At 57.8% G+C, this 22,900-nt stretch carries 21 protein-coding genes; 13 read left to right on the top strand and 8 right to left on the bottom strand.

All coding sequences use genetic code 11. The annotated features are described in order from the left end of the window. The first annotated feature begins 3 nt into the window (after positions 1 to 3). The 5 genes from VGR81_07840 (at position 4) to VGR81_07820 (ending at position 4,654) form a co-directional block, all read left to right on the top strand. A complete protein-coding gene (locus VGR81_07840; protein HEV2288847.1) occupies positions 4 to 807 on the top strand; it encodes a helix-turn-helix transcriptional regulator in 804 nt (267 codons plus the stop codon). 89 nt (positions 808 to 896) lie between these two features. Further along, entirely contained in the window at positions 897 to 2,249 is a 1,353-nt protein-coding gene (locus tag VGR81_07835) for a hypothetical protein (protein HEV2288846.1), read from the top strand. Between the two features lie 87 nt (positions 2,250 to 2,336). Further along, a complete protein-coding gene (gene lexA / locus VGR81_07830) occupies positions 2,337 to 2,960 on the top strand; it encodes a transcriptional repressor LexA (protein ID HEV2288845.1) in 624 nt (207 codons plus the stop codon). Between the two features lie 80 nt (positions 2,961 to 3,040). Beyond that, entirely contained in the window at positions 3,041 to 3,904 is an 864-nt protein-coding gene (locus VGR81_07825) for a glucose 1-dehydrogenase (protein ID HEV2288844.1), read from the top strand. Between the two features lie 315 nt (positions 3,905 to 4,219). Beyond that, the gene (locus VGR81_07820) at positions 4,220 to 4,654 is read left to right on the top strand and encodes a polymer-forming cytoskeletal protein (GenBank protein HEV2288843.1); all 435 of its coding nucleotides are present in this window, start codon (positions 4,220 to 4,222) and stop codon (positions 4,652 to 4,654) included. Between the two features lie 83 nt (positions 4,655 to 4,737). On the opposite strand, the gene VGR81_07815 is transcribed toward VGR81_07820, so the two are convergent. Together VGR81_07815 and VGR81_07810 are read right to left on the bottom strand one after the other, a co-directional pair. Continuing rightward, positions 4,738 to 5,889: a hypothetical protein gene (locus VGR81_07815; protein ID HEV2288842.1), complete on the bottom strand. Its 1,152-nt coding sequence runs from the start codon at positions 5,887 to 5,889 to the stop codon at positions 4,738 to 4,740. A gap of 167 nt (positions 5,890 to 6,056) precedes the next feature. Then, positions 6,057 to 6,416: a cytochrome c gene (locus VGR81_07810; protein HEV2288841.1), complete on the bottom strand. Its 360-nt coding sequence runs from the start codon at positions 6,414 to 6,416 to the stop codon at positions 6,057 to 6,059. Positions 6,417 to 6,600: 184 nt separating this feature from the next. Here VGR81_07810 and rplM point away from each other — a divergent pair, with 184 nt between their 5' ends. The 4 genes from rplM to tsf all read left to right on the top strand — a co-directional run bounded on the left by rplM (position 6,601) and on the right by tsf (position 9,366). Further along, positions 6,601 to 7,056, top strand: coding sequence for a 50S ribosomal protein L13 (gene rplM / locus VGR81_07805; protein ID HEV2288840.1), 456 nt, complete (start codon positions 6,601 to 6,603; stop codon positions 7,054 to 7,056). A 67-nt stretch (positions 7,057 to 7,123) separates the two neighbouring features. Then, positions 7,124 to 7,546 (top strand): 30S ribosomal protein S9, encoded by a 423-nt coding sequence (gene rpsI / locus VGR81_07800; protein ID HEV2288839.1) that lies wholly within the window; start codon positions 7,124 to 7,126, stop codon positions 7,544 to 7,546. 185 nt (positions 7,547 to 7,731) lie between these two features. Further along, on the top strand, positions 7,732 to 8,613 hold the full coding sequence (rpsB, locus tag VGR81_07795; protein ID HEV2288838.1) for a 30S ribosomal protein S2: 882 nt from the start codon (positions 7,732 to 7,734) through the stop codon (positions 8,611 to 8,613). An 81-nt stretch (positions 8,614 to 8,694) separates the two neighbouring features. Then, positions 8,695 to 9,366, top strand: a complete 672-nt coding sequence (gene tsf, locus VGR81_07790) for a translation elongation factor Ts (GenBank protein HEV2288837.1) — start codon at positions 8,695 to 8,697, stop codon at positions 9,364 to 9,366. A gap of 88 nt (positions 9,367 to 9,454) precedes the next feature. On the opposite strand, the gene VGR81_07785 is transcribed toward tsf, so the two are convergent. The 4 genes from VGR81_07785 to VGR81_07770 form a co-directional block, all read right to left on the bottom strand. Then, a complete protein-coding gene (locus VGR81_07785; GenBank protein ID HEV2288836.1) occupies positions 9,455 to 12,127 on the bottom strand; it encodes an ABC transporter permease in 2,673 nt (890 codons plus the stop codon). Continuing rightward, entirely contained in the window at positions 12,124 to 12,465 is a 342-nt protein-coding gene (locus tag VGR81_07780; protein ID HEV2288835.1) for a PadR family transcriptional regulator, read from the bottom strand. The genes VGR81_07785 and VGR81_07780 overlap by 4 nt, the downstream gene beginning before the upstream one ends. 249 nt (positions 12,466 to 12,714) lie before the next feature. Further along, positions 12,715 to 15,408: an ABC transporter permease gene (locus VGR81_07775; protein ID HEV2288834.1), complete on the bottom strand. Its 2,694-nt coding sequence runs from the start codon at positions 15,406 to 15,408 to the stop codon at positions 12,715 to 12,717. A gap of 62 nt (positions 15,409 to 15,470) precedes the next feature. After that, the gene (locus tag VGR81_07770) at positions 15,471 to 15,803 is read right to left on the bottom strand and encodes a PadR family transcriptional regulator (protein ID HEV2288833.1); all 333 of its coding nucleotides are present in this window, start codon (positions 15,801 to 15,803) and stop codon (positions 15,471 to 15,473) included. Positions 15,804 to 16,044: 241 nt separating this feature from the next. On the opposite strand from VGR81_07770, the gene pyrH reads away from it, so the two are divergent. Next, entirely contained in the window at positions 16,045 to 16,809 is a 765-nt protein-coding gene (gene pyrH, locus VGR81_07765; protein HEV2288832.1) for a UMP kinase, read from the top strand. A 32-nt stretch (positions 16,810 to 16,841) separates the two neighbouring features. Continuing rightward, positions 16,842 to 17,417: a ribosome recycling factor gene (frr, locus tag VGR81_07760; GenBank protein HEV2288831.1), complete on the top strand. Its 576-nt coding sequence runs from the start codon at positions 16,842 to 16,844 to the stop codon at positions 17,415 to 17,417. A 19-nt stretch (positions 17,418 to 17,436) separates the two neighbouring features. On the opposite strand, the gene VGR81_07755 is transcribed toward frr, so the two are convergent. After that, entirely contained in the window at positions 17,437 to 19,686 is a 2,250-nt protein-coding gene (locus tag VGR81_07755; protein HEV2288830.1) for a DUF3488 and transglutaminase-like domain-containing protein, read from the bottom strand. A 64-nt stretch (positions 19,687 to 19,750) separates the two neighbouring features. Beyond that, complete coding sequence (gene mutY / locus VGR81_07750; protein ID HEV2288829.1) at positions 19,751 to 20,839, bottom strand: A/G-specific adenine glycosylase; 1,089 nt, start codon at positions 20,837 to 20,839, stop codon at positions 19,751 to 19,753. Between the two features lie 155 nt (positions 20,840 to 20,994). Here mutY and VGR81_07745 point away from each other — a divergent pair, with 155 nt between their 5' ends. Both VGR81_07745 and VGR81_07740 read left to right on the top strand, forming a co-directional pair. Beyond that, positions 20,995 to 22,023: a methyltransferase gene (locus tag VGR81_07745; GenBank protein HEV2288828.1), complete on the top strand. Its 1,029-nt coding sequence runs from the start codon at positions 20,995 to 20,997 to the stop codon at positions 22,021 to 22,023. A 22-nt stretch (positions 22,024 to 22,045) separates the two neighbouring features. Next, positions 22,046 to 22,840, top strand: coding sequence for a dienelactone hydrolase family protein (locus tag VGR81_07740; protein HEV2288827.1), 795 nt, complete (start codon positions 22,046 to 22,048; stop codon positions 22,838 to 22,840). Positions 22,841 to 22,900: the final 60 nt, after the last annotated feature.

The raw sequence follows: 22,900 nt of genomic DNA, 5'->3' as shown, positions 1-22,900 counted from the left end.
CCTTTGTGGTCGCGCGGAAACTCGGTCGAGCGAGAAATCGCGGCCGTCTCCGGCAGTAAACCAGTTGCCCGGCAACGACACTTCGTTTACAATCAAAATGTGGATGCGGAGTCACAATCCGACCTTGCCGTTTCGCGAATTGCTGCCACCATTGGGGAACCGGCGCGCGTGCGCATGCTCTATTGCCTGGTGGACGGCCACGCGCGGACGAGCACGGAGCTCGCCGCAGTGGCGGAGGTGAGCCCGTCAACGGCGAGCGTGCACCTGAATCGGCTGAAGGTGGAACATCTGGTTCGCGTGCACGTCCAGGGCAAGCACCATTATTACAGCCTGGAGGGCCCGCACGTGGCGCGGGCGCTGGAAGGGCTGAGCATCCTCGCGGGCCGTCCTTCACAGAGATTCGTACCAAACACGCCAAGCCGCCTGCGCGCCGCGAGAACTTGTTACGATCACATCGCGGGCACAGCGGGCGTGCTGCTGCATAACCGATTTAAGGCCTTGGGCTGGATTTCCATGCACTCGAAGGATGGCGGAGGCGACACGTACGAATTGACTCCCAAGGGAGCAAAAGCGTTCGAGGCTCGCGGGATCGATATTGCGGCGGCGCTCGCGCTACGGCGGCGGTTCGCGTATGCGTGTCTTGATTGGAGCGAGAGGCAGCCGCACATCGGCGGCGCGCTCGGCGCGGCGATTTTGAAGGCGGCGCTGAAGCGAAAATGGATGGTGCAAGACCTCGACAGCAGGGCGCTGGACGTGACGAACTGCGGCAAGCGCGAGATGCTGGCCCGATTCGGCGTACAGCTTTAGGCATACGGCGCTCCTCCATTTCACTTCATGCTCCCGCGCTTGACACTCGCTCCTGTGCGTGTATAAATTCCCGCGGAGCGCGAATCCAGATGAACTCTGAAGAACAACCTGCCTCCGCATGCCGAGTCGATACCGACCCGGCTGTGCTCGACTCTGCTGGGTGCTGGAATGCAACGACGCGTGTCGCATTTCGCTTCTGTTTTCTTTATTTGGGTTTGTACATCCTCTTTACGCAGATGCTGACGTCGTTGTTTTTTGCGGCGACGAACGACAACGGCGCGTTTGAAGTGGATTACACGCGGCCTGTACAGGCTGTGATTGTCTGGATCGGCCACCATGTCTTCGGCATTGCCCACCCGATCCTGACGGCACTGACGGGAAGCGGCGATCGGTTGTTCGACTGGATTGAGCTTCCGTGTATTCTGGCGCTGGCGATCGCGGGGACGATCGTTTGGTCAGCTCTCGACGGCAGACGCGAGGGCTACGGCAAGTTGTATTCGTGGTTTTACGTCATCCTGCGATTCGCACTCTCCGCGACCATGCTTTCGTATGGCGCGGCGAAAATTCTTCCACTGCAGATGCCGTTCCCGAGCTTGAATCGTCTGCTCGAGCCTTACGGGAATCTTTCGCCAATGGGTGTTCTCTGGGCTTCGATCGGGGCTTCACAAGCCTACGAGGTTTTCGCTGGCGCCGCGGAGATGCTTGGCGGAATTCTTTTAATTTTTCCGCGCACTACGACGCTCGGGGCGCTTGTTTGCTTGGCCGATGCGACGCAAGTCTTCCTGTTGAACATGACCTATGATGTTCCGGTAAAGATCCTCGCGTTCCATTTGATTTTGGTATCGGCATTTCTTCTCGCGGGTGATTCGCAAAGGCTGTGCAGCGTATTCTTTTCCGAGCGCCCAGCGCCTGCGAGTCCGAAGAGATTGCTTTTCCGCGGCGAGCGCGCAAACCGCATCGCACTCATAGTGCAGATCCTTTTCGGGCTGTGGCTGGTTGGCGCGAATCTCTACGGCTCGATTTCCGTCTATAACGTCTACGGACCCGGCGCGCCGAAATCGCCGCTCCACGGCATCTGGAATGTCCAAGAGCTTACCGTCGATGGGCAGCCGCATCCGCCACTGCTGACCGATGCGGAGCGCTGGCGGCGCCTGGTTTTTGACTCGCCGCGATATATGACCATTCAGGACATGAATGAGACGGCGAAGTATTACTTGCCAAAAGTCGACATGACCGCGAAGACCATCAAGCTATCCAAATCCAGCGACAAGAATTGGAGCGCGGATTTTTCATTTTCGGAGCCATCCGCAGATGAAATGATTCTCGACGGCTCGATGGACGGCCACAAAATCCACGCAGACCTTCAGTTGTTTGACCGCACGAAGTTCCTCCTCGTCACCCGCGGCTTCCATTGGGTTCAGGATTATCCCTTCAACCGCTGAGTTGCGGCGCTGACCCTTAAGTGGCTCGCGCTTGACTTTCGCCTTTGCTTCGCCTATGCTGGCGCTGCTCCACTGAGGAGGTGCGCGATGGCGCTGACGAAACGGCAAAAACAAGTCCTCGATTATTTGGTCACTTTCCTGAACAAGCGCGGCTATTCGCCGAGCTTCGAGGAAATTGCCCGTGGACTCAAGCTGACCTCGCTCGCCACCGTGCACAAGCACCTTTCGACGCTCGAAAAGAAGGGCTACGTCCGCCGCGGCTACAACCAGAGTCGCTCTATCGAAGTGACGCAGCTTCCGAAGCCCGTGCGCAAGCAAGTGATCGAGCGGCATTCCGCCAGCCTTCCGCTCGTCGGACGCATCGCCGCGGGCGCCCCTCTCGAAGCGCTGGAAGACCGGGAAACAATCTCGCTTTCGGATTTTTCGCGGGGACCGAGCACGTTTGTCCTGCAAGTGAAGGGCGATTCCATGCACGAAGACCACATCCTCGATGGCGACTACGTTGTCGTCGAGCAAACGCAGGTCGCGAACCAGGGCGAAATTGTGGTCGCGCTCATCGCCAACGAGGAAGCCACGCTGAAGCGCTATTATCGTGAAGGCGCTGGGAAAATTCGCCTGCAACCTGCCAACTCGAAGATGGCTCCAATCGTCGTTCCAGCTGGAGACGTGAAAATTCAGGGCCGCGTTGTCGGAGTCCTACGCAAGTATTGAGATTTCGGTCTCCGCATTAAGAGATGAACGAGAGCTTCCCTTCTTTTTGTGGCAATTCGCGCCACTTGGAGGTCAATCTCATGGCGACATTGGAAGGAAAAGTGGCAGTCATCACCGGCGGGACGAGCGGCATAGGTGCGGGAACGGCCGAGGTATTCGTCGGTGAAGGCGCAAAGGTCGTAATCGCCGGCCGGCGCAAGGACAGAGGCGAGAAGCTCGCGCAGAAGCTCGGCGACCGGGCGACCTTTATACAAACGGATGTCTCGGTCGAATCCGACGTCGAGGCAATGATCAATCATGCCGTGAAATGCTTCGGGTGGCTCGATTGCCTGGTGAATAACGCGGGGAGAGGCTCGCAGTTTGCGACCATCGCCGATGCGGATTTGAAGGAATTCGATGCCGTCGTCGCCGTGCATCTGCGCGCCGTGCTTGCCGGGATGAAATATGCGGTGCGGGCAATGACGCCCCAGGGATCCGGTAGCATCATCACGATTGCAAGTGTGAATGGATTCCGCGCGGGGCTGGGAGGGCACTATTATGCGGCGGCGAAGGCAGCCTCCATTCATCTGACGCGTTGCGCAGCGGTAGAGTTGGGAGAAAAGGGAATTCGCGTGAACTCAATTTCGCCGGGCATGACTGCCACAGGAGCTTTCGGGAAATACAGTGGCATGACGGCGGGTGAAGCGGATGAGGCGGACGACCATCCGGAATACGCCGAGGCTGCCATTGGTGCAGTTATGTCGCGATGGCAACCGCTGCTCAGCGTGGCACGCGCCGACGATATTGCGCAAGCGGCGGTATTTCTCGCCAGCGATGCATCGCGCATGATCACGGGGCACAATCTTGTTGTAGATGGCGGCATCAGCGCGGGATGGCCGATCGGCGCTGTGCGTCCGGACCGCGAGCTCTTTTTCCGCAAGTTTCAAGAGGCTCGGTCCGCATAGAACTGAATTTTTCAAACCGTGCTGACTTTAGCCAGGCGACTGTCCTTTTGCCCATGTATCTGGCAGGCACTGCCGTGAAAATTTATTCTTGCCCCGCTCGCGTGGCCGGCATAGATTCGTAGTCCCTCAGCCCGAAGTTTGCTTCGCTGGTCTTGGTGTACGCCTTCGGACCTGGAGGAGGGCTATATGTGGGGCAGCAACGAAAAAAAACCGGCGCAGCCGACTCGTTCGAGCGAGCCTGTCAGGCCTGCGGTCCCGGAGAAATCGGCAGCGACTCCGGCGAGGACACAATCGCCAAATTGGGAGGGAACGGCAATGGCAATGAACGACCCTATGCATTCAGCACCGTCGAGCGGCGCCACGGCGCGGCTTGGAGCAAGTCTGCACGTGAAGGGCGAAATCACTGGCAACGAAGATTTGAGCGTTGACGGCAGCGTTGAAGGATTGATCCAGCTCGAAGAGCGCAAGCTCACCGTTGGCGCCAGCGCGAAAGTGACGGCTGACATCATCGCCCGCGAAGTCGTTGTCTACGGCAACGTCAAGGGTAATCTGCGTGCGCGCGACCGCATCGAAATCAAGAAGGATGGCTCTGTCGTTGGAGATTTGACGACGGCGCGCATCATGATCGAAGATGGCGCTTATTTCAAAGGCTCGATCGAGATCGACAAGACCGGCGATGGTTCGGGCGACCTCGATAAGTCGTTTGCGCGTTCCAGCGCTTCGAAAACCGCCGTTTCCGCTTCGGACTAGTCCTCGAGAAACCTACGCGTGGCAGGCGGGGCGATACCCGCCTGCCTTAACCTCGCTAGTTCCCTGCAATGACTCACCCCGGACTAAGGAATGCTTCCTGCTGGATTTCCCGCGTGGCGCGCCGTCGGAGCGTTGAGTATTGTCTGCAGCGCGGCCTTCTCGCCCGTTTTCGTTTGGGCGCTCGTCAACGCGAGCACAGCATAGGCCGTCGCAGCGTCATCCATAAAGCCAGAGGGGTTCGAGAATGGGTTGAGGCGGCGTCTGTTCAGCGAATAGCCATCCCAGCGGCCACTCCAATGCTGATTCTGAACCAACCAGTCGAGGCCATCTTTGACGTGGGGATTATCGTGGCCGAGCCCTGTCTGCTCCAGCGCGTAAACGATAAGGCCCGTTGCGTAACCATCGCTTTTCGTCACAAGCGGTGTTTTATCCGCCCGTTTCCACGTCCCGACCAGCGACGAAGCGGACCAGCCTCCGTCGGCTTGTTGCTTCGCCAAAATTTCATTGACGATGGATTCTTGTTGCTGCGCCGTGAGGATTCCGGGAATTTCCGCGGAGGCCCACAATAGCGATACGCGATTCAGCAGTGTTTGCGCTGCAGCTTCGCGACTGAAATAATCGCGCAGGGCCTGGAGATTCGCTTGAATTTCCGGAGCGGAGCGATAATTTTCCGGCGCCAACCCCGTGGCGACCGCCGCGAGCGTCGCGCCGTAGAACGCAGAGTCGTACGCTTCCCACGGTTCGTTATTGAACTCAATCCATTGCCAGGCGCCGCGCAGAGAGCCAGCAGTTTCCTGCAAAGACCACATTTCTCCGAATGCCGCACGCGTATCCGCGCTGAGCTTTCCAGTCCGCGCGTCGTTGCTCGCAAGAATCAGCGTATTGAGCACGGCTTCGGTTCCGCGCGACGCGGGGGCCTGGCTCGGATAATAGGGCTGAATTTCTTTCCAGAGGTTCACGCGCGTTCTGACGTTGTCGATCAGCTTGCGCTCATCAAGCGTTGGCGCGGAGAGACCGTACGCCGTGTCGATGGCCTGGCGTGACAAAGCGTAAGGCATCGCCGTGTGGCACGAGACGCAGAATGTCCCGCGATCGCGTGCCGCGTGCGGGTAGGTCATCCATGTGGTCTCGCGTTCATCGAGGTACGCGGCAGCGGCCCTGTGATTCCAGGAGTTGTCGAGATTCGTTTGCTGATGCGAACATGATGCGCAGAGACTTACGGCCGCGCAAAACATGAGAGCAGAGGGCCCTCGAAACAGCCTCTTCCATTGCATCTCGCAGGCCATTCTTGCAGGAGCCATGGGGTTTCGTCAATGCCGCTCGACAGCGATGCGCCGCTAGCAGCTATTCTGCGGCATACATGAATTGGAATGGGAAATCCGCGGGGCTTTCGCCACAGAGCCTAAAGGGTGTGCAAATATGCGATCAAATCACTAAGTTGTTGCGGAGTGAAGTCTAGACCTTCGGCAGGCATCATCCTCCGGCCGTTGATGATTGTTTGCTCGACGAAACGGTCATTCGCAGGCAATCCGCTGGGCAGATATTTTTTTTCGTAAAGCCGCGCCAGGCCCGGCCCATGCAAACTCCTCGACGAATAGGCATAGTGGCATGCGGCGCAGCGCTGCTCGTAAATTTGCCTCCCAGCGGCTTCCTGCGGATTCAAATTCAGTTGCGCATCGGACTCTTTGGAGAGATCCGGCCCGCACGCGGCCATGCACGCCGCAAGCGCCACACATACGAGAATGAATGCGACTCGTTTCAAGCAACTATCATCTTTGGGATGCGGAGAACCCGTCCAGACATTATCACATCGCGAGTTTTGGAGGCCGTTTGCGCGGAAAAATGCGGTCTGATTTGGGCTAAAGTGCGCCCGCGCGCGTTGACAAAATCGCGCAGATAACGTATCTTAAACGTTTGTCTATAAAGGAAAAGGGCGGTCTGAGCTGATGCGCACGTATATTCCGAGGGGCCGGGAAGCGGAGGAGCTTTCCGTTGGCAAGAACTGGATCGTGGTCGATGCAACGAACCAGGCGCTGGGACGCTTGGCGTCGCGCGTGGCGCGCGTGTTGATTGGCAAGGATAAGCCGTCGTTTACGCCGCATCTGCCGTGCGGCGATCACGTCATCGTGATCAATGCCGAGAAGGTTCGGCTCACGGGGAACAAGATCGATCAGAAGGTTTATCGCACGCACAGCGGCTATCCGGGCGGACTGAAGGAAGTCGCAGTGAAGCGCTTGCTGCCCGAGCGCGCCGACTGGGTGATTCGCGAAGCGGTGTTGGGCATGCTGCCGAAAAATAAGCTGCGGGCGCGGCGCGCGAAGATGCTGCGCGTTTATAAGGGCGATAAGGAATTGGCGCGGCACGCGGGGCAGAAGCCCGCGGCGCTGGCAGAAGCAAAGTAAATTTTCAGGAAAGGCTTTTGCGGTCGTAGAGTGAATACGGACCGCGCAAAGGAATCTGGAGGAAGTTTTGGGGACATCGCCTAACGCAGTGGAAGGAACTTCGAAGCAGCAGTTTTTTGGCACCGGCCGGCGCCGCGAAGCTGTCGCACGCGTATACATCAAGATGGGTTCGGGGAGATTTACTGTCAACGGCCGGCCCGTGGAAGAATATTTTCGCAACGTGGCGTGGCTGACGACGGCTGTCGAACCGCTGAAATTCACCGAAACGCAGCAACAGCTCGAAGTGAAGGCAACAACCAAGGGCGGCGGAGTCGGCGGACAAGCCGGCGCGGTGCGCATGGGGCTCTCGCGCGCACTGGCGCGATTCAATCCTGAATTGCGCCCGGGGCTGAGGAAGAATGGATTTTTGACGCGCGACTCGCGCATGAAGGAACGCAAGAAGTACGGACAGAAGGGTGCCCGTCGCCGGTTCCAGTTCAGCAAGCGTTAAAATGCATCCGGGCGCTGTAAAGAAGCTGGCAGCCCGGAGCATTGCAACGGAAGAAAATGAAGTAGAAGCTACAGAAGTAAATTCGCGGCCGGCGAGGTGCCGGCGAAAAAGGACGCTGTTCCGGCAGCAGAATTTTTCGTGATTCGCGAGCCGGGATCGAAGCGTTCATTCAACGAGGAGGAACTTTGGTTGAAATAACGATGAAGGAATTGCTGGAGGCCGGAGTTCACTTTGGCCACCAGACCCGCCGATGGAACCCGAAAATGAAAGAGTACATTTTCGGCGAACGCAATGGAATCCACATCATCGATTTGCAAAAGACCTTGAAGATGTTTCGCGACGCGGCGCGGCAAGTCAGCGACCACGCGGCGCAAGGCAAAGCGATTCTCTTTCTGGGGACGAAACGCCAGGCGCAGGAAGCCATCGCCGAAGAAGCGAAGCGCTGCGGAATGTTTTTCGTCAACCAGCGCTGGCTGGGCGGCACACTGACGAATTGGGTGACGCTGCAGAAATCCATCAAGCGCCTGAAACTGCTGAAGGCCATGGTCGAAGACGGACGCATGGCGACCCTGCCGAAGAAGGAAGCAGCGCGGCTCGATCGCGAACTGAAGCATCTGAATCAGAATTTCGAAGGCGTCGAAAACATGGCGACGCTGCCCGATTTGATGTTCGTGATCGACCCGAACGCGGAAGTGAACGCCGTGAAAGAAGCGCGCCGAATGGGCGTGCCGGTGGTCGCAATCGTGGACACGAACTGCGATCCTGATTTGGTCGACTGGGTGATCCCCGGAAACGACGATGCGCTGCGCGCGATCCGGCTGTTTACATCGAAGATTGCCGACGCAGTGCTTGCGGGACGCCAGCAATTCGAGCAAACGCAAATCGAGGAACAGAAAGCATCGGAAGGCGCGGAGGGCGCTGGGGAAGCCGTCGAGTACGTGGATACAAGCGCCTATGAGCAATACGAAAAGCAAGAAGGCGATTTCGTCGATCAAGAGCCGGTGATGGAGCTTCCGGCCGAAGAAGCGCCGGCGGTGGATAGCGGAAGTGAGGAAAATCAGCGATAGGGCAGCAAGTCCTTATTCCTCGGATTGTAAAACCTCACAATTTGTCCCTGGGAAAGGGAAATTACTCGGAAGGATACGGAAATGGCGACTCCAGATAGCACGCCGAATGTCCCCGCTCAATTGGTAAAGGAGCTACGCGAGCGCACAGGTGTTGGCTTTGCTGCGTGCCGAACGGCGTTGATTGAGGCAAAGGGCGACATTGAGCAGGCGATCGACATTCTGCGCAAAAAGGGGCAGGCCGCAGCGCAAAAGAAGGCCCAGCGGACGACCTCCGAAGGTCTGGTGGGGAGCTACATCCACGCAGGCGGAAAAATTGGTGTGCTTATCGAAGTGAACTGCGAGAGCGACTTCGTGGCGCGTACGGAGGATTTTCAGCGCCTGTGCCACGATATCGCGATGCACGTCGCTGCGCTCGATCCCCGCTTTCTGAAGCGCGAGGAAGTGACCGAAGAGATTCTCCAGCACGAACGCGAGATATTCCGCGAGCAAGCGCGCGCCACCGGAAAGCCAGAGAACATTCTGGACAAAATCGTCAGCGGGAAAATGGAGAAGTTCTATGAGGAAAATTGCCTCTACGAACAGCACTTCATCCGCGATGAGACGCTGACCGTCAAGGAACTGATCGACCAGGCGGTCGCCAAATTGGGTGAGAACATCGCTATCCGGCGGTTCGCACGCTTCAAGGTCGGCGAGTCCGAGGCTAAGCCAGCCGCACCAGAAACTGGCGCGGAAGGCGCGCTAGTCGCGTCGTAGGTTCTTGCAGACAGAAGACGAATTTTGCGAAACAGGCGGAGGGAACTCCGCCTGTTTTTTATTTCACGCAAGATTTATTGGCAACGAATCATTCGTAGCGCAGGGCGACCATTGGATCAACGCGCATCGCCCGCCGCGCCGGGATATAGCACGCAAGAAACGCGACCGCGAGCAGGACTGCGGCCACGGCGATGAGCGTCACAGGATCGCTGCCTCCGATGCCGTAAAGAAGCTGCGAGAAGCTCGACAGCACGCGAATGAGAATCAGCGCAGCCGCAGCGCCGATAAAAACGCCAGCGATGGCGAGCCGCAGGCCCTGGCCAACCACGAGCCGAAAAACGTCTCGCGGATGCGCGCCAAGTGCGATGCGAATGCCGATTTCATGCGTGCGCTGGCCGACCGCATAGGCGATGACGCCGTAAAGTCCGATTCCGGCGAGAGCCAGCGCAACCGCCGCAAACGCTCCCAGGAGCATCATCGCAAAACGGCGCGGAGCAAGCGACGATTCGATGATTTCGTGCATGGTTTCAAAATTAGTGAGAACTTCGTCTTTGCTGAGCCGATTACTGGCCGCGCGAATCGCATCCGTAAGGCCCAGGAGGTCTCCCGTGGCGCGCACAATCACGTTGGAATTCGACGGGACCACTGAAATCACATTGTCGCCTAGCTGCATGAAAGGAAAATACAGTTGCGCGCGCAGCGAGTTTTGCGAATCGGTGTCCAGTCCCCATTGCTTCACGTGGCCGACTACCCCCACGATCTCGAAAGGAAAGGTGTGGGTCGCATCTCCCTGATCGATGATTTTTCCTACAGCGTCTCCGTTCGGAAAATATTTTTTGGCAAGGACTTCGTCGATAACCACGACGGCTTTCGAGTTTTCATTGTCGCTGGCGGTGAAAAAACGGCCAGCCAGCAGCGGAATGTGCATGACTTCGAGGTAATCCGGGCCAACGATGTAATCGAGCATGTTGTACATCTGGCCTTCGCTCGCGGGACGCGGCTGGTCGGCAAGCCAGAAATTTTGATCGTCCTCGCTGTACATGGGGAATGCCCCCCAGCTGAGAGATTCGCCTTCGACGCCCGGAACGGCGGCGATGGCCGCGTCGAAATTGTGAAGTGCGGCGCGAATGGCCGCGGGCGAAGCGCGGTTCATTTGCGGAGGAAGCGCAAGATTGAATGTGATGATGTGATTAGGATCGAAGCCGGGATCGATCTTCCATAGTTGCGAGAGGCTGCGAATCAGCAAACCCGCTCCCGCTAGCAGCACGAGCGCAAGCGCCATTTGCACAACGACCAGCGCGCCCTGCGCGTGGCGTCGCGACGGGCTCACGGAGCGGCCGCCTTCTTTGAGCGCTTCATAGGTGCTGTGGCGCGCGGTGCGTATGGCCGGAAGCAATCCAAAAAAAACTCCCGCACACAGCGAGATGACAATCGTAAACCACAGCACATGCGCGTCCATGCCCACTTCATTGGCGCGCGGAAGAGTGGAGGGAAGAGCCGCGAGAGTGGCGCGCGTGCCTGCAGCGGCAAACGCGAGTCCGAGCGCGCCGCCTACAGCGGCCAGGAGAACGCTTTCCGTCAGCATTTGACGAATAAGCCGCGAAGTGCCGGCGCCCAGCGCGGAGCGCACGGCGATTTCTCGGCTGCGTGTGTTACCGCGAGCTAGCAGCAGGTTCGCCACGTTCACGCAGGCAATCAGCAGGACGAATCCGACGGCTCCCAGCAGCAGAAGAAGAAAGCCACGCACTTTTCCCACGATCGTCTCTTTCAGGGGAGTCAGAGCGGTGCCCATATCCTTGTCGGCTTCCGGATAAACTTGTGCGAGATAGTTCGTGACGCGTTGCATGTCGGCGCGCGCCTGTTCGATCGTGACGCCGGGCTTGAGCCGCGCGATGCCGTGGATGCCGAGGCCCGCGACGCGATTCGAGAGCACCGGGTTGGCAAATTCGCCGAGAGGAATGTACGCGTCGGTTTGGCCAAAGTAGTACATCGGCAAGTCAAAATGGCCCGGGAAAATGCCGACGACGGTATAACCCTTGCCGTCGAGAGAAATTTCCTTGCCAATAATGTCGCGCGATGCGCTGAATTTTCGTCGCCACAAGTCCGCACTGATGGCCACGACGTGTCCCATGCCAATCTGATCTTCCTCAGGCGTGAAGGAACGGCCGAGAATAGGCTTGACGCCCAGCATAGCGAAAAAATCGGAAGTAACCGCGACGGCATCGAGTTCTTCCGGAGCGCCAGCGCCAGTAAGCATGAAACCCGTGCCTCGCGAGACAGAGAAGTAGGAGAAACACTGATTCAAGCGATGCCAGTCGAGAAAATTGGGATAGGAAATCGAGCCGCGTTTGAACTGAGGTTTGCTGGCGTCAACGGTGACCAGACGATCGGAATTTGGGTAAGGCAAAGGATTCAGCAGAACGCCATTGACCACGGAAAAGAGCGCCGTATTCGCGCCTATGCCGAGAGCCAGGGTGAGAACGGCGACCACGGTGAAGCCCGGAGATTTGCGCAGCATGCGCAGCCCGAAGCGAACGTCGGCAAAGAAACTTTCCATCGAGGGCCACTGCCAGACTTCCCGGCCGCGCTCTTCGAGCAGCGTGACGTTTCCGAATTCGCGGCGCGCCATGCGCGTGGCTTCTTCACGCGAAATACCGGAGGCAACGAGCTCATCGATTTTTTCCTGCAGGTGTCCGGCTATCTCCGCCGAGAGATCGGAGTAGAGCCGCCGACGCGAAAACATTCGGCGAAGGGCGTTCATGATTTCACCGGCGAGAGAACACGCGCAATGCCTTCGAGCATCTGTTCGAAGCTCGAAACCTGGCGTTCGAGATACTTCGCGCCAGTACGAGTTAGCTTATAAATGCGCACGCGGCGATTGGTGGAGGAAACCCCCCACGCAGCCTCGACGCAACCCTCCTTGAGAAGCCGTTGCAACGCGGGATAGAGCGAGCCTTCCTCGATTTGCAGCAGGTCATCGGAATCGCGCTTGATGCGCTGCACGAGAGCATAGCCGTGCAGCGGTTGGCGCTTCAGCGTGCGCAGGATCATCATTTCAAGAGCGCCGGGGAAAAGGTCCCGGGGTTGGCGATTGCCCATGAGCGTCTCCTTCGCGAATTCAGAGTGTCAATTTCTAGGTATATTCGCTCTATGCCTAGAGCAAAATAGTATGATGCATGGCGAAAGTCAAGCGGAGAGTGAATGCGAAGTCGATCTAAAAGTTTTGCATCGCGGCACAAAAAGTCAAAATTCAAACCGATATACCACATGGAAGCGCGACCGGCCGCTCGTCAGCATGAGTACAAGTGAAAACCGCAGCAGCGCAATCGTGCACGCGCGAAACAGAAGCTACTCGTAGCGCAGCGCCACCATGGGATCGACTTTCATCGCTCGCCGCGCGGGGATATAGCAGGCGAGAAGCGCTACGGTTGTGAGAATAAAAACGGCGCCCAAGTATGTAATCGCGTCGAGCGGAGACACTCCAACCAGAAAATTACCGACGAGGCGGGCAATGGCGGCCGCTGCTAGGACTCCCAGGAGGGTTCCACCGCTGACAATAAAAAATCCCTGGCCAAAAATCATTTTCAGGATCTGCACTCGTTGTGCGCCCAAAGCCATGCGGATACCAATCTCGTGCGTTCGCTGGCTCGCGCCGTATGACACAACCCCGTAAACGCCTATGATCGCGAGCGCGAGGCCCAGAATTCCAAGCGACGCTGCCAGCCCGGCGGCGATTTGAAAAAGCATAGGGCCGTGCAACGTATCGATGGCCTCGATCATTGTCTGGACATCGGACACGGGCATAGCCGGAGAGAGCGAATGAATCATGTCCACAACTTCACGGTTCGCGGTCGCGAGCGGCAAGCTGGTGCGCAACTGCAACGTCACTGGCGTCTGATTCTGAAGGTGCTGCGCAAGCGGGAGATACACGAAAGGAGCCGATGGGCTGGTGATGTCAGTCGTCGTGCTATCAGCAGTGACGCCGACAACTTCGATCGGATTTTTTGGGTCGGCAGTATTCGCAAAATGCCTGCCGATTGGATTCTGGCCGTGCCAGTATCTTTCGGCCATCACTTTGTTGATTACGGCAACATGCGGCGACGTTGGGGAATCCGAATCGAGGAAGCCGCGCCCACTTAGGATGGGAATTCGCATGGTTTCGAAATATCCAGGCGAAACAGCGTTGTAGCCCGCCGCCGGCGCTTGTTGATTTGAGGGCGGCTGGTAACCTTCAATGGCCAGCTCTTCCCCGAAGCTGAAGTAACTCATGGGGGTGGTGGCCGCGAGACTGGCTGTTTCAATACCAGGGAGAGCGTGGACGCAAGAGAGCAGGTTCTGAAAAAAATCTCTCGCTTGAACCTCGTTGTATCCCGCTTCGTGCGCGTCGATGGTGAAATTGAGAACGTGGCTGGGGTCGAATCCCAAATTCGCGTGCTCGACGTTCCGTAAACTTCGCACAAACAATCCGGCTACGATCAGCAGCATCAGTGAGCCACCCACTTGGACGACAACGAGCGCGCTGCGAGTCCGCTGGCGAGCTACCGTCGCCGTGCGCCCCCTTTCGTGCAATAGATTGTTCAAGTTTCGGCGTGTCGCGCGCAGAGCCGGGGCGATCCCGACGACAGCGGCGGTAAACAAAGCGACACAAAAAGCGTCCGCAAATACGCGCCAGTCGAATTGAAAATCCAGCACAAACGGAATCGTGGTATTTAAGTTGATTGAACCGAGCGAGCGACTGGCGAGAAGCCCCAGGACAACTCCGCCAGCGCATCCGAGCAGCGCGAGGAGGAGGCTTTCCGTCAACAACTGACGAATCAGGCGAACTCGTCCGGCGCCCACAGCGGCGCGAACGGCCATTTCGCGTTCTCGCGCCGAGCTCCGCGCGATTAGCAAACTTGCGACATTGAGACAGGCGAGAATCAGCACAAGCCCCGCAAGGATCAGGAAAACCGCGCTCACGAGACGCAATGTTCCTGATGTCGAGGGGTCGGTGCCGGGGCTGAACAGGTCAAGCGGATTGGCAAAGAGAGACTTGCACTTATCGGTTGCGGGGTATTGCGTGGAGAGCCGCTGAGCGATCACGTTCAATACGGGTTGTACTGATTTTGCTGTTAGCCTCGGTTTCAACCGCGCGAAGATCGCTAGGACTGGCGGTTTCCGATCCACGACGAGATCTTTTTTGGCGTCCGATGTCACTATCCCCATTCCGAGAGGCAGATAACCTTGCACATCCATAAGGGAAGCGATGCCGTGAAATCCCTTCGGCGCCACGCCAATAATCGTAACGGGGTGTCCGTTTATCAGGACACTCTTGCCGATCACGCGTGAGTCGCCGCCAAGATGCGTTTTCCAGAAGGTGTAGCCGAGGACGAGAACAGGCTCGTCATCCACGGATTTTCCCGGCGTTGGCTCGATGAAACTTCCGAGCACCGGTTTTAGGCCCATCATTTGGAAAAAGTTCCCGGAGACGTAGCTCGTCCATATTGGTTGGTTATTGCCGTCGATGCTCAACCCATCCATCTGAAAATCCATTGCGCCAGCTACGTCGGAAAATACCGCCGTGGATTGTCTGCGGATGTCTTCAAAAGCGGGATAAGAAAATCCGTTGTTATAGTAACCGCTGAGTAGCTCGGCCTCCAGTGTGGTGATTTGCTCGGCTTTGGCGACGGGTGGCAACCGGAGAATGAGCCAGTCAACTACGCTGAAGATGGCAGTATTGGCGCCTATGCCGAGAGCGAGAGTGAGAATGGCCACCGCCGTGAACCCTGGCGATTTGCGCATCATGCGCAGCGCGAAGCGAATGTCTTGCAGCAAAGTTTCAAGGAAACGCACGCCGCTCGAATCGCGATACTCTTCGCGGATTTCGTCCTGCGTGCCGATGGCGAGCCGAGCTTGGCGGCGCGCTTCGGCAGGAGGCAAGCCGGATTGCACGAGTTTTTCGACCTGCTGCTCGAAATGGAAGCGCAGCTCGTCGTTCAAATCGTTTTCAACGGCTTTGCGGTGAAAAAGAGAGCGCACACGCAATCGCAAATCTTCCAACATAACTCCTCCTGCAAAAGCAAATCGCAGCGCTACAATTCCTGTTTGGGTCAGGAAGGCTGCGTCTACGCCGATTCCAAAACTTGTGCGACGGCCGCCGTCAGCTTCTCCCATTCTGTTTTTTCGGCTTCGAGTTGCTTGCGGCCGCTGAACGTCAATTCGTAATATTTCGCGCGCCGGTTGTTTTCTGACGCGCCCCAGCGAGATTTGATCCAGCCGCGGCGTTCCAGGCGATGCAGGGCCGGATAGAGCGACCCCTGCTGCACTTGCAAGACCTTGCTCGAAATCTGATGAATACGCTCAGAGATCGCCCAGCCGTGCTGCGGCTCCAGAGCGACCGTGCGCAGAATCAAAAGATCCAGCGTCCCTTGCGGAAGATCAATTCGCTTGCCGGTCATAAAGCGTTCCCCTTACGCTTCGACAGGAAGCATATTCTATCTCCTGTAGAAGCGCAAGAGGAAAATGCGCGTCACTCCGGAAAGGGAATCGCCGGGAAAACAAAGGAACAAAAGCAGGAAAAAATTGACGTGAAGTAGCGCTACAGATGTACGCGAGACAAAAATGTCTGCTAGAATGCCGAGCGAACGAAAGGCGCGAGAAGCGTCACAAAAAGCCGCGCGAAAACGAAAGACGCACAAAATGCCGACGACCAAGATGGCTAAGACGGCAGCAAAAAAATCAGCATCCACGCCGATTTACAAGCGCATCGTCTTGAAGCTTTCCGGCGAATCGTTGCAAGGGCCGCTGAGCGCAGGGATTCATCCGGAGACGATTGCCGCTCTCGCGCTGGAGTTAAAGGAAGTCAGCAACCAGGGCGTGCAAGTCGCAATTATGGTCGGCGGCGGAAATATTTTTCGCGGCGGGCGGCAGAAGGCCATGTCTATCGACCGTGCGACGGGCGACTACATGGGCATGCTCGCCACGGTGATCAACGGACTCGCCTTGCAGGACGCGCTCGAAAAGATCGGATGCCACACGCGCCTGATGAGCGCAATCGAGATGCATCAAATCGCCGAGCCTTTCATTCGCCGGCGCGCCGCGCGCCATTTGGAAAAGCACCGCATCGTGATTTTCGCCGCGGGGACGGGCAATCCGTATTTTTCGACGGACACGGCCGCGGCGCTGCGTGCCATGGAAATCAAGGCGGATGTGATTATCAAAGCGACGCGCGTGGACGGCGTTTATGACGCCGATCCCGAAAAAGTCCCGGGAGCAAAGCGGTTCGAGCGCATCACATATTTGGACGTTCTCCAGAAGGGCCTTTCGGTGATGGACTCGACGGCGATTTCGCTGTGTATGGACAACAAGATGCCAATCCTGGTCTTCAATATGAACGTGCCCGGAAATCTGCAGCGCGTCGTCATGGGCGAAAAAGTCGGCTCAATCGTAACTGCCGGAAATTAAAGCAAAGAAAAAAAACGGACGGGGCAAGTTCAATGACAACGATCGCGAACACGAAAGATGCATTGGCGCAGGCAAAAGTGCGCATGGAAAAAGCCGTCGAGGATTTTCGCAAAAACCTGGCCGGCGTGCGCACGGGGCGCGCGAACACCGCGCTGCTCGACAACATCCGCGTCGATTATCACGGAACGCCGATGCCCATCAATCAGCTTGGCACGCTATCGGTTCCGGATCCCGCGATGATCCTGATTTCGCCGTGGGATCCGACGGCCGTCCCGCTTATCGACAAGGCCATTCGCACATCTGATCTCGGACTGAATCCGACATCGGACGGAAAAGTGCTGCGTGTGCCGATTCCTTCGCTCACCGAAGAGCGCCGCAAGGATTTGGTCAAAGTCATTCACAAGGTTCTCGAAGATCATCGTACCGCCGTACGCAACATTCGCCGCGACATCAAGGAACATGTCGAGAAGCTCGAGAAAGAAAAGAAAATCAGCGAGGACGACAAGAAGCGAGCGCTCGACGAGCTGGAAAAACTAACCCACGCGGAGACCAAGAAAGTCGAAGATCTATCCGCCGCAAAAGAAAAAGAAGTTCTCGAGATTAAGTAGAAGCGACGTCCGCCTGCCACTATTTGCGTCGCAGAGATTTTAGGGCTGCGAGTAGGAAACTAACCCGCTTCGCATCTGCCGGATGTTCGCCGAATCGTGCCGACTGATAAATTTCAGTCAGCTCTGCGACCGGGCCCGCGAATTCCGGCGCCGGAATCGAGGCGGCAAACTCCAGTGGAGTAAGCGATGCTGCTTTGCGCCACCCGCGCCGCTCGAGCAGGTGAAGCATCTGGCGATATTCGAAGGCGGCGAGCTCCGCGGGCAATTTGCCTTCGCGCTGTGCGCGCAATTTCCAGCGAATGGCGACGAATCCTCCCATTGCGCGCCCGCGAAAATAAATCAGGAGAATAACGAGGAAAACAAGCGCGCCCGGAAGCGAATAAGGCGAATTCGAGAGGCGCGCCTGCCACAGCTTCAGGAAATCGAGAATGGCGCGCCGTTTCGCGCGGTAATACTGCGAAATGCGATCCGACCACGCGCGCGACGACTGATGAATATTGCGGCCCAGCGTGAGCTGATGCGAAAAATCGTAGTTGATCACCCACTCATTCCAGTTGAACTGAAACCAATCCCAGTACATTCCCAGGCGCGCGAACATCCCATTGCCGTTGCCGCTGCCCGGTGGCGTGGGATCGAACGTAATCCAGCCATATCCGGGAAAATAAACCTCCACCCAGCTGTGCGCGTCGCTCGCGCGAATAATGTAGTCTTGCGCCAGATCGTTGTATTCGCCGGGCAGAAAACCTGTCGCGTAGCGCGCCGGAATTCCCAGCGTCCGCAGCATCACAACCATCGCCGAGGCAAAATATTCGCAGTGGCCTGCGCGTTTGATGAAAAGAAAATAGGCGAGCGGATCGGGCTGATTCATGTCCGAAAGGTCGAGTGTGTAGCCGTAGCGCGTGCGAAGATAGCGCGCAATCTCCGAGGCTTTGTCATAAACGGTTGAATCGTGCGCGGTGATTTGTGTTGCCAGCTCCTTAATGCGTGGATCGAGCTGCGGCAACTGAAGATACGTGTCGCGGATTCCCTGTGGATAATCGTGAGTCGCGGCGCGCAAGAGCGCCGGCGCAACATCGGGAATCTCTGAAACGGCGTCGTAATGCATGTTGAGGGAGTTGTGAAATGGATTGAGGACCGCGCCTGTGCGGCTCACCGTCAGGTATCCGCGCATCCCGGGCCGTGCAGGATTGAAGTCCGGGCCGAATCGTCCCCAGACCGCTGCCGGATGGGCGGCGAGAAAAATCGCGTCCGTGGCCAGAGGCTCCATCAGGACGGTATAGCGCAGCATGTAGGAAGTATTGGGCGGCATGGGCGCGGCGTTCAGGTTATAGCTGCCGGACGCGTCAGGCGTAACGACCACCGAAGTGCGATCGGGCGTGAACCAGCGTTTGCCGTCGAAATTCGTGAGGATCATTCCGCGCCAGTGAACATCCTGCGCCCGTGACGCATCGCCCGCCACGCGAATGCGCATCACCACCGCGCTACTTTCCTTCAGTTTGCCGATTTCCCCCAGCGTGACATTGTCCGTGAATCCGGTCATCAGCGTAGGCTGCAGGTTCAGCGCGCTCATGTAACCGGCTGTGAACCGCGGGATGATGAAGAAAATCAGGCCGCCAAGAACGAAGGCGCTCGCCGCCACGAGGACGCTCGTAACGCCAAGCGCGCGATGCAAACTGCGCGCCGCGTCGCTCGCGCGCTCCAGCGAAGGGTATACGGCTCCCTCGGAACTCCGCTGGATTTCGAGCGCCACGAAGCTCGAAACCGCCAGCAGCAGAAAGAACGCCAGCGCCACGAGGAAAATCGTGTTCACGGTCAGGATGGCTGAAGCAAGCATCGACGCAAAAGCAAGAAGCGCCAGAAAAACTTGATCGCGCAATGTCCGTGCCGAATACAGCCGCAAAAGGGCCGCGAAAATCAGCAGGTGAATCGCAGCCAGCAATCCTGCGTAGAGCATCGGATTGGGTGCATCCGAGGCGATCAGCCGCGAAACCACCCAAAGATCCACGGGGAAAAAAAGAAAGTAACCGAGGACGAGAGCCGTCGCTGCGTGCTGTGGAATCTCCGGCCCGCGGCCTCGCCACAATCGGATGCCTTTATAAGCGAGCACAACCGGTGTGACAATCGAAGCCACGAGATCGAGTTTCCCTGTAGCCACCAGCGCGAGCAGGCCCGTTGTGGCCATCAGGTAAAGCGAAACTTCGAAGTAGCGCTGAATGATAGGCAGCGGTTCAGACGCAAACGGACGAGCGGTTGTGGCGGCGCTGGCCATTTCGCAATTTTAACATTGGCGCTCAGCGGGGAAGCGAAGAGCGCTGGCAGAAGGCGCGAACCCGTTACGTCTCGAGCGCCGCGATGGCCGCGTGCGCGATTTTGCGCGTCGCATTGGAGACCGGCAACTGTGCGAGATTCCGAAGAGGCAGGATTCGGCACGCGGGAGCTTCGGGCAGATCCTGCACGCGCGCGAGGAACGGAAGCAGCGCGATTTTGCGATACGTAACCGTGTGGGCAGCAGCAGGCAATTCGACAAAGGCTTGCTTCCCTAGGCCGAGCGACGCGCGCAAATGGCGCGCCAATTCGCGCATCGCATCATCCGAGCCGTTGACTTCAGCGGCGGGGAATTGCCACAAGCGTGAAAAAAAAACCGAATCGTGCGCGCCGGGAGTTTTCGTCAGCAAAGTGCGCCCGCGGGGATCGACCAGAACGGCAGCGGCAATTCGCACATTTGCCGCGCCACGCTTCTGCCGCACAGCGGGAATCTCGCCGGTAATGCCGAGCGCGTGCGCTTCGCAGTAGCGCGCCATCGGACAAGCCGCGCAATTGGGTGAGCGAGGCGTGCAAACGGTTTCGCCCAGCTCCATCATGGCTTGATTCCAATCGCCGGCTGATTCTGGTGCCAGAAGATTTTGCGCGGCGGTCGCAAGATTTCGCCATGTCGCCGGCTCTCGCAAATCTCCGCGCACAGCCAAAAGACGCGCAAGAACGCGAGCAACGTTGCCATCGAGCGCGGCGAGCGGAGTGTCGAACGCGATGCTGAGAATTGCGGCCGCCGTATACCCGCCGATGCCAGGGAGGGCGAGAGCGTCTTCCGGCGCCGTGGGAAATTTCCCTTTGTGGTCGCTGGCGATTTTCTTCGCGGCGCGATGCAAATTCCGCGCGCGGCTGTAATAGCCGAGTCCCGCCCAGTATTTGAGGACCTCGCTTTCGCGCGCTTGCACCAGCGCGCGAACATCGGGAAATCGCTCCAGAAACCGTTCGTAATAGGGCAGCACGGCCGCGATGCGCGTCTGCTGCAGCATAATTTCTGCCAGCCAGATGCGATACGGATCGCGCCCGCGCCGCCACGGCAAATCGCGCCGATTCGCGCGATACCACGCGAGAAGATTGCGGCGAAGCGAAGCAATCTGGCGCCGATGCAGCTTCATGCTGGCGGTTTCCATTCCGTCGCATTGTCGCACGGAAAGCACAAACGACAACCGTGGTGCGGAACCCTAATTCTTGCAAAAGTGGACCTCTGGCGTTGACGACAGACATTCGCCGCGCCTACTATGAAATCCACCCTTCATAAGGGGGAGGCCTCATGGCGACACATGGATCAGTGACAGAACTGAACCCGGATCACATCATGCAAGTTGGATTGGGATTTTGGGCGTCCAAGGCGCTCTTGAGCGCCGTAGAACTGGGACTGTTCACCGACCTTGCGCAAGAGCATCTGAATCTGGATTCGCTCACGAAGAAGTTAGCCCTGCACCCGCGTGCGGCACGTGATTTTCTCGATGCTCTCGTGGCGCTTGGATTTCTCGAGAGAAAAAACGGCGTCTACAGCAACACGCCTTCTGCGGATTTTTTCTTGGATCGCAGGAAGCCCTCGTATGTCGGCGGAATCTTGGAGATGGCGAGTCTCCGACTGTATCCATTTTGGAGCGGCTTGACTACCGCTCTGCGAACTGGCGAGCAGCAGAACGAAGCGAAAGGCGGAGGGGCCAGTCTGTTTGTCGCGCTTTATGCGGATCCGGAAAGGCTCAAGGGATTTTTGAAGGCCATGACCGGCATCAGTTCAGGCGCCAATCGAGCGATCGCCCGAAAATTTCCTTGGCAGAATTACAAAACGGCCGCGGACATCGGCACGGCGCAAGGCGACCTAATCGTTCAGGTCGCGCTTGCAAACCCGCACATCTCCGGCGTGGGCTTCGATCTCCCCGAAGTGAAGCCGGTATTCGAGGAATATGTAGCTGCGCAAGGGTTGAAGCAGCGCGTCGCCTTTCAAGCCGGGAGTTTCTTTGAGCATGCGTTGCCCAAGGCTGATGTGCTGATGATGGGCCATATCCTGCACGACTGGAATTTGCAGGAAAAGAGAACGCTGATTCGGAAAGCCTGCGATGTGCTTCCGTCGGGCGGCGCACTGATCGTGTATGACTGCATCATTGACGACGACCGCTGCAAAAATGCCTTCGGTTTGCTGATGAGCTTGAACATGCTCGTCGAGACGCCCGGCGGCTTCGACTACACTGGCGCGGACTGTTGCGCTTGGATGAAGGAAGCCGGGTTCCGCGAGACCCGCGTCGAGCATCTCGTCGGGCCGGATTCGATGGTTGTGGGAATTAAGTGACGAAACCATTCGGGGGACGCCAATGAAACGCCTGTCCATGATTCTTGCCGTAGTTTTCTTATTCGCTCCGCTCGCCGTCGCGCAGGACTGGGCGCAAGCCAAGCTCGAAAAATCGCCGCGCCATCGTGAATGGGTCACGGTCAAGCATGGCGACCGCGCCGTCGAGACGTTCGTCGCTTATCCGCAATCCGCCGCAAAAGCTCCCGTCGTGCTCATTATCCACGAAATTTTTGGCATGACCGACTGGGTGCAGGATCTCGCCGATCAAGTCGCCGCCGCAGGCTACATCGCTGTCGCGCCCGATTTGCTTTCTGGCATGGGCCCAAATGGCGGCCGCAGCACATCTTTCACGCAGAGCCAGGCGATTGAAGCGGTCAGCCATCTGAATCCGGATCAAATCACCGCTGACCTCAACGCTGCCGCCGACTACGCGCTGAAGATTCCTTCGTCGAACGGCAAGCTTTTCGTCGCCGGATTTTGCTGGGGCGGCGGCCAAAGTTTTCGTTTCGCGACGAATCGCTCCGACCTCGCCGCGGCGTTCGTTTTTTATGGTCCTCCGCCCGCGCCGGACGCCATGGCTCGCATTACCTCGCCCGTTTACGGCTTTTATGCTGGCAACGATGCGCGCATCGGCGCGACGATTCCTGGTGCGACCTCCGATATGAAGGCAGCCGGAAAAACGTACGAGCCTGTCACCTACGATGGCGCAGGCCACGGCTTCATGCGCGCCGGCGAAGCGCCCGACGCAACACCCGCGAACGCGAAAGCCCGCGACGACGCCTGGACGCGCTGGAAAAAACTCCTTGCCGAGCACTAAATCTCGGCAAAATGCAATCGGTGTGATTTTGAAGAGTCGTCAGGCATTGAATCGCGACGA

Source organism: Candidatus Acidiferrales bacterium (assembly GCA_035934015.1).
In the GTDB taxonomy this organism is placed as follows: Bacteria; Acidobacteriota; Terriglobia; order Acidiferrales; family UBA7541; genus DAHUXN01.
Note: the sequence above shows the minus strand (reverse complement) of the source record. Positions and strands in the feature narration are given on the sequence as shown.